The organism is Komagataeibacter sp. FXV3 (assembly GCF_015155755.1).
Taxonomy (GTDB): Bacteria; Pseudomonadota; Alphaproteobacteria; order Acetobacterales; family Acetobacteraceae; genus Komagataeibacter.
The window spans coordinates 25406-31699 of record NZ_VWPI01000149.1; the positions used below are offsets into that span (position 1 = coordinate 25406).

At 64.3% G+C, this 6294-nt stretch carries 5 protein-coding genes; all 5 read left to right on the forward strand.

Annotated features, from left to right (window positions below):
• The first annotated feature begins 186 nt into the window (after window positions 1–186).
• Complete coding sequence (gene gcvT / locus F1542_RS13835) at window positions 187–1320, forward strand: glycine cleavage system aminomethyltransferase GcvT (RefSeq protein ID WP_193733539.1); 1134 nt, start codon at window positions 187–189, stop codon at window positions 1318–1320.
• 48 nt (window positions 1321–1368) lie between these two features.
• Window positions 1369–1734 (forward strand): glycine cleavage system protein GcvH, encoded by a 366-nt coding sequence (gene gcvH, locus F1542_RS13840; RefSeq protein WP_193733540.1) that lies wholly within the window; start codon window positions 1369–1371, stop codon window positions 1732–1734.
• A 33-nt stretch (window positions 1735–1767) separates the two neighbouring features.
• A complete protein-coding gene (gcvP, locus tag F1542_RS13845) occupies window positions 1768–4662 on the forward strand; it encodes an aminomethyl-transferring glycine dehydrogenase (protein ID WP_193733541.1) in 2895 nt (964 codons plus the stop codon).
• Between the two features lie 286 nt (window positions 4663–4948).
• Window positions 4949–5959 carry an ABC transporter substrate-binding protein gene (locus tag F1542_RS13850; protein ID WP_227672745.1) on the forward strand — a complete coding sequence of 337 codons (1011 nt, stop codon included), beginning with the start codon at window positions 4949–4951 and terminating at the stop codon, window positions 5957–5959.
• On the forward strand, window positions 5956–6294 hold a 339-nt coding region (locus tag F1542_RS13855; RefSeq protein ID WP_193733543.1), incomplete at its 3' end, for an iron chelate uptake ABC transporter family permease subunit. The genes F1542_RS13850 and F1542_RS13855, both read left to right, overlap by 4 nt.

Sequence of the window (6294 nt, forward strand, 5' to 3'; positions counted from 1 at the left end):
GGGCACTTTTGAATCCATCCGGATTCGACAGGAGTGCCGCATGTCCACGCCGTTGTCCGCCCGTGTTTTCCCCCACTCCCTGCTTCCTGTTTCCCGTTCCGCTGGCGCGTATCGTGCCATGTCACCCGCATGCCGTGCATGCGGGACTGCCTGCGCGCATGCGGACCTGCACAAGGCCCAGCCCGCATGACCCAGTCGCTGCTGCATACCCCGCTTTATGACCTTCATCTTGAACTTGGCGCCCGCATGGTACCGTTCGCGGGCTACGACATGCCGGTGCAGTATCCTGCCGGGGTCATGGCCGAACACCTGCATACCCGGGCAAAGGCGGGGCTGTTTGATGTCTCGCACATGGGGCAGGTGCGCATCCGCCCGAAATCCGGTCAGGTCGCGGACGCCGCCCATGCGCTGGAGGCACTGGTGCCAGCCGATATCGTCGGCCTGAAACCCGGTCGCCAGCGTTATGCCGTGTTCACCACGGCCGATGGCGGCATAAGCGACGACCTGATGGTCACCAACATGGGGGACTGGCTGCTGCTGGTGGTCAATGCCGCGTGCAAGGATGCCGATTTCGCGCATGTGCGTGCCGCGCTGGGGGCGACCTGTGATGTGGACATGCTGGCCGATCGCGCCCTGATCGCGGTGCAGGGACCGGCGGCCGAGGCTGCCCTTGTGGCCCTCAACCCAAAAGCCGCCGGGATGCGCTTCATGGATGTGGCGGAAATGGCGCTGGCGGGCGTGCCCTGCATCGTCTCGCGTTCCGGCTATACGGGTGAGGACGGATTTGAAATCGGCATGGCGAATGACGGCGCCCTTGCCGTGGCCCGCGCCCTGCTGGCCCATCCCGATGTGGCACCCGTGGGCCTTGGCGCACGGGATAGCCTGCGGCTGGAAGCGGGGCTGTGCCTGTATGGTTCCGACATTGACCTGACCACGACCCCGGTTGAGGCCGCCCTTGAATGGTCCATCCAGAAAAGCCGCAGGCCCGGCGGTGCGCGGGCCGGTGGCTATCCGGGGGCTGCAATCGTGGCCGACCAGCTGGCCGATGGCACGACGCGCCGCCGCGTGGGCCTGCGCGCACAGGGGCGGGCACCGGTGCGTGGCGGGGCCGAACTGTTTGTCGATGAAGCGGGCACGCAGCCCGCGGGCCGCGTGACGTCGGGCGCGTTTGGTCCCAGCGTGGGTGGCCCCGTCGCCATGGGCTACGTGGCGGCTGACCACGCGGCCATCGGCACGGCACTGTTCGCCAGCGTGCGGGGCCGGTTGCTGCCGGTGGTGGTAACCGCGCAGCCTTTCGTGGCGGCGACGTTCAAACGCTAGGTTTCCCCCCTGTTTTTCAAACATATTTCAGATCAATGGAGCATGGACATGACCGTTTATTACACCAAGGAACATGAATGGCTGCGCGTTGAGGGTGACGTTGCGGTTGTCGGCATTACCGCCCATGCGGCGAACGAACTGGGCGAACTGGTCTTTGCCGAAGCCCGCGACCCCGGCACGACGGTGGAACAGGGCGACAGCGTGGCCGTGGTGGAATCGGTCAAGGCAGCATCGGACATTTACGCACCTGTGACGGGTGACGTGCTGGCGTTCAACGATGCGCTGACCGATGACGCGGCCCTGGTCAACCGCGACCCCGAAGGCGAGGGCTGGATCGTGCGCATGACCATTGCGGATGCATCCCAGCTTGAAGGCCTGATGGACAGGGCCACCTATACCGCGCTGGTTGGCTGATCTTCCCGACCGTTCCCCCTATCTTTACGGAGTATGCTGGCCGTGACGTCTTCCCCGTGTGGTTCTTCTTCCCTGTGGCATGGTCTGGGCGATGATGCCGGTGCGTTCTGCACCCGGCATGTCGGGCCGGACGCCAGTGATGTGGCCGACATGCTGCGTGTGGTGGGGGCGGACAGCCTCGATACGCTCATGGCGCAGACCGTGCCGGGCAATATCCGTCTGTCGGGCGCCATGGGTCTTGGCGCGGGTGTGCCCGAACATGTCGCACTGGCCCGCCTGCGCGCGATCGCGGCGGAAAACCGGGTTCTGACATCGCTGATCGGGCAGGGGTATTACGACACGATCCTGCCTGGTGTGATCCAGCGCAACGTGCTGGAAAACCCGGCCTGGTACACGGCCTATACCCCGTACCAGCCCGAAATCAGCCAGGGACGGCTGGAAGCATTGCTGAACTTCCAGACCCTGGTGATCGAACTGACCGGGCTGGACGTGGCCAATGCCTCGCTGCTGGATGAGGGGACGGCGGCAGCCGAAGCCATGGCCATGGCCCGGCGCGTTGCCAAAACCAAGGCGAATGCGTTCTTTATCGATGCCGACTGCCATCCGCAGACCATCGCGGTCGTGCGCACCCGTGCCGAACCGATGGGCTGGCAGGTGGTGGTGGGTGATCCCGCCACCGATCTGGACCCGCAGGCGGTTTTTGGCGCGTTGTTCCAGTATCCGGGGTCATCGGGTGAAATCCGTGACCCGCGCGCGTGGATCGAAAGCCTGCACGCGACGGGCGCGATTGCGAGTGTGGCAGCAGACCCCATGGCGCTGATGCTGCTGGACAGCCCCGGCGCGCTGGGGGCGGACATCGCCATCGGGTCCATGCAGCGTTACGGCATGCCCATGGGGGCGGGGGGGCCGCATGCGGCCTATATGGCGACGCGCGATGCATTCCGCCGCAACATTCCGGGGCGGATCGTGGGCGTATCCATCGATTCGCGTGGCAATCCGGCCTACCGGCTGGCGCTGCAGACGCGCGAACAGCATATCCGCCGTGAAAAGGCGACATCGAACATCTGCACCGCGCAGGCGCTGCCCGCCATCGTGTCGTCCATGTATGCGCTGTATCATGGGCCAGAGGGGCTGAAGGCCATCGCCACCCGCATCCACAGGCTGGCCACCATCATGGCCGCCGGCCTGCGCGCGCTAGGGGCGAAGGTGGTGACAACGGCGTTCTTTGACACGGTCACGATTGAAACCGGCACGGATACGCACGGCGTGATGGCGCGCGCGCTGGGTGCGGGCATGAACCTGCGCCGGGTTGACGTGACACATGTGGGGATCAGTCTGGATGAGACGACCACGCCGGACACGGTGCGCGCGGTCTGGGCCAGTGTCAGTGGCGACAGCGCGAAAGTGGCGCAGGTCGAGGCCAGCCTTGCCGATATCGGCAGCACCATTCCCACGGGCCTTGCCCGCACGGGTAAAATGCTGACCCAGCCCATTTTCTCCGCCTGCCGGTCGGAAACCGACATGCTGCGCTACCTGCGCCGCCTTGCCGATCGCGACCTGGCGCTGGACCGGTCCATGATTCCGCTGGGGTCATGCACCATGAAGCTGAACGCCACGGCGGAAATGCTGCCGATCACATGGCCTGAATTCTGCAACATTCACCCTTTCGCCCCGGCGGACCAGATGCGCGGCTATGCCCGGCTGTTTGCCGACCTTGAACGGATGCTGTGCCAGATCAGCGGTTATGCTGCCGTATCGCTCCAGCCCAATTCCGGCGCGCAGGGGGAATTCGCCGGGCTTATGGCCATCCGTGGGTATCACCGCGCGCGTGGCGATGTGGGGCGTGACGTATGCCTGATCCCGGCATCGGCGCATGGCACCAATCCGGCATCGGCCCAGATGGCGGGCATGCGCATTGTGGTGGTGGCGTGCGATCCGCAGGGCAATGTCGATATGGACGACCTGAAGGCCAGGATCGTGAAACATGCCGACCAGCTTGCCGCGATCATGATTACCTATCCCTCCACCCATGGCGTGTTTGAGGACAATGTGCGCGAGATCTGTGCACTGGTGCACGCGGCAGGCGGGCAGGTCTATGTCGATGGCGCGAACCTGAACGCGCAGGTGGGTCTTGCGCAGCCCGGCGTGTATGGCGGCGATGTCAGCCATTTCAACCTGCACAAGACCTTCTGCATTCCGCATGGCGGCGGTGGTCCCGGCATGGGGCCGATCGGGGTGGGTGCGCATCTTGCCCCCTACCTGCCTGGTGCGCCGCAGACGGGGCAGGGCATTGCCATTTCCGCCGCCCCCTTCGGTTCCGCCGATGTGCTGCCCATTTCGTGGATGTACATGGTCATGATGGGCGATGCGGGACTGAAACGCGCGACCGAGATCGCGATCCTGAACTCCAACTACATCGCCACCCGGCTTTCAGCGCATTACCCTGTGCTGTACCGTGGTGCGAACGGGCGGGTCGCGCATGAATGCATCATCGACCTGCGCCCGCTGAAGGACAAGGTCGGCGTTACGGTGGATGACATCGCCAAACGTCTGATCGACCATGGATTCCATGCGCCGACCGTCAGTTTTCCGGTTGCGGGCACGTTCATGATCGAACCTACCGAATCCGAAAGCCGGGCCGAACTGGACCGTTTCTGTGATGCGATGATCGCCATCCGCGCCGAAATCACGGCGGTTGAAAATGGCGGACTGACCATCGACGACAGCCCCCTGCGCCACGCCCCGCATACCGTGCGCGACGTGACCGACCCGGAATGGGCCCATGTCTATGACCGTGCGCAGGCCTGCCTGCCGGGTGCCGTGGTGGCGGCCAGCAAATACTGGTCCCCGGTCAACCGGCTGGACAATGCGTATGGCGACCGCAACCTTGTCTGCTCATGCCCCGATATCAGCACCTATGCCGGTTAGGGGGATTTCAGAACAATTGGTTGACCGGAAATAAAAGAAGTTCTTGGGTGCCGGCTTTTTCCCCAAAGGTGGCATTCCTTGAAGCTTTTTGAAAAAAGCTTCCCAAAAACTTCCATTATTTTCAGTCGTCTTTCAGGGTAATCCGTCAGAAAACCTTCCTTCGGGGCTGATTGCGTCCCGGTGGTTCATGTATATATCTGTTTCGATATAATACGTTGGACCGCGGAAGGGGACAGCTACGGTGAAGATTGGCAGACACAGGCTGAGCATCGGGATACTGGCGTGCATGATTGCGGCAGGTGCCCCTATCCTGCCGCCTGCCATGGCGCGTGAGGTGACGGACATGGCGGGCGTTGCCCAGTCCGTGCCCGATCACCCCGCGCGGATTGCCGACCTGTGGTTTGCCCATAACGAACTGGTGCTGATGCTGGGCGGTGCACGGCAGATTGTCATGACCGTCGACCGCCCGCAGGCACGGCCATGGATGTACAAGGTTTTTCCCACACTGCATCAGGCACAGGTGGTCAACGGCCCGCAGGTCAATGCCGAAACCCTGCTGCAGGACCGGGTGGACCTTGTCTTCATGCCCGATGCCTCGGCGGCCATCGCGGCGTTCCGTGGGGTCGGGGTGCCAACCCTTGTCTCCGCCTTCCATGATGTGGATGGACTGCTGCGGGTCATGGACATGACGGCGACAGCCCTGGGCACGGAACAGGCGCATATGACCGCCACCCGTTACCGCACCATGATGCTGCAGACCGTCAATGACGCGCGGGACCGGCTGTCCGGTCTGTCCGATGCCCAGCGCCCGCGCGTGCTGCATATCCAGTCGCTGCACCCGCTGAAGGTGGATGGGACGGACAGCATTGTCGATGAATGGATCACCCTTGCCGGTGGCCGCAACGCCGCACGGGGCGTAAGCGGCAACATGAAGCCGGTTTCGGTCGAGCAGGTTGCAGCATGGGACCCGGATGTCATCATCCTTGGCCCTGATTGCGGCACGCTGGACCCGGCGGTCAATGGCGGTGTGTGGCAGCGCCTGCGCGCGGTGCGGGAGGGCAGGGTGCATAACAACCCGTCGGGCGTTTTTCCGTGGGACCGCTATGGCAGCGAACTGCCGCTGCAGATCAGCTGGGCTGCGAAGATCCTGCACCCCGACCGGTTTGCCGACGTGGATCCGCTGACCCTGACACGTGAATTCTACGATATCTATTTCCATTATGCCCTGAGCGCGCAGGACGCGGCCCGCATCCTTGCGGGGCAGCCGCCCGAACCCACGGCGGACAGAACGCCGTGAACCTGCGCGCGCGCGTGGTCGGATGCCTGTGTGTGGTGGGTCTGCTGGTGCTGGCGCTGCTGTCGGCGTGTATCGGGCGGTTCCCGTTGCAGCCGGGGCAGGTCCTGCATGCCCTGCTGACGGCGGGGTATGCCCCGGTGCAGGGCGATATGGTGCATACTGTCCTGTTTGGCGCGCGCCTGCCCCGGATCGGGGGGGCGATATGTGTTGGGGCGGCGCTGTCGGTGGCGGGGGCTGCGTATCAGGCGGTGTTTCGTAATCCGCTGGTTTCCCCCGGCCTGCTTGGCGTGCTGGCGGGGGCCGGCATGGGGGCGGCGCTGGGCATTGTCTGGGGT

What these genes read in the sequence shown, in the direction of transcription:
- F1542_RS13850 (WP_227672745.1), top strand. Translation starts at nt 4,949, where the DNA reads ATGATTGCGGCAGGTGCCCCTATCCTGCCGCCTGCCATGGCGCGTGAG.
- gcvH (WP_193733540.1), top strand. Translation starts at nt 1,369, where the DNA reads ATGACCGTTTATTACACCAAGGAACATGAATGGCTGCGCGTTGAGGGT.
- gcvP (WP_193733541.1), top strand. Translation starts at nt 1,768, where the DNA reads ATGCTGGCCGTGACGTCTTCCCCGTGTGGTTCTTCTTCCCTGTGGCAT.
- gcvT (WP_193733539.1), top strand. Translation starts at nt 187, where the DNA reads ATGACCCAGTCGCTGCTGCATACCCCGCTTTATGACCTTCATCTTGAA.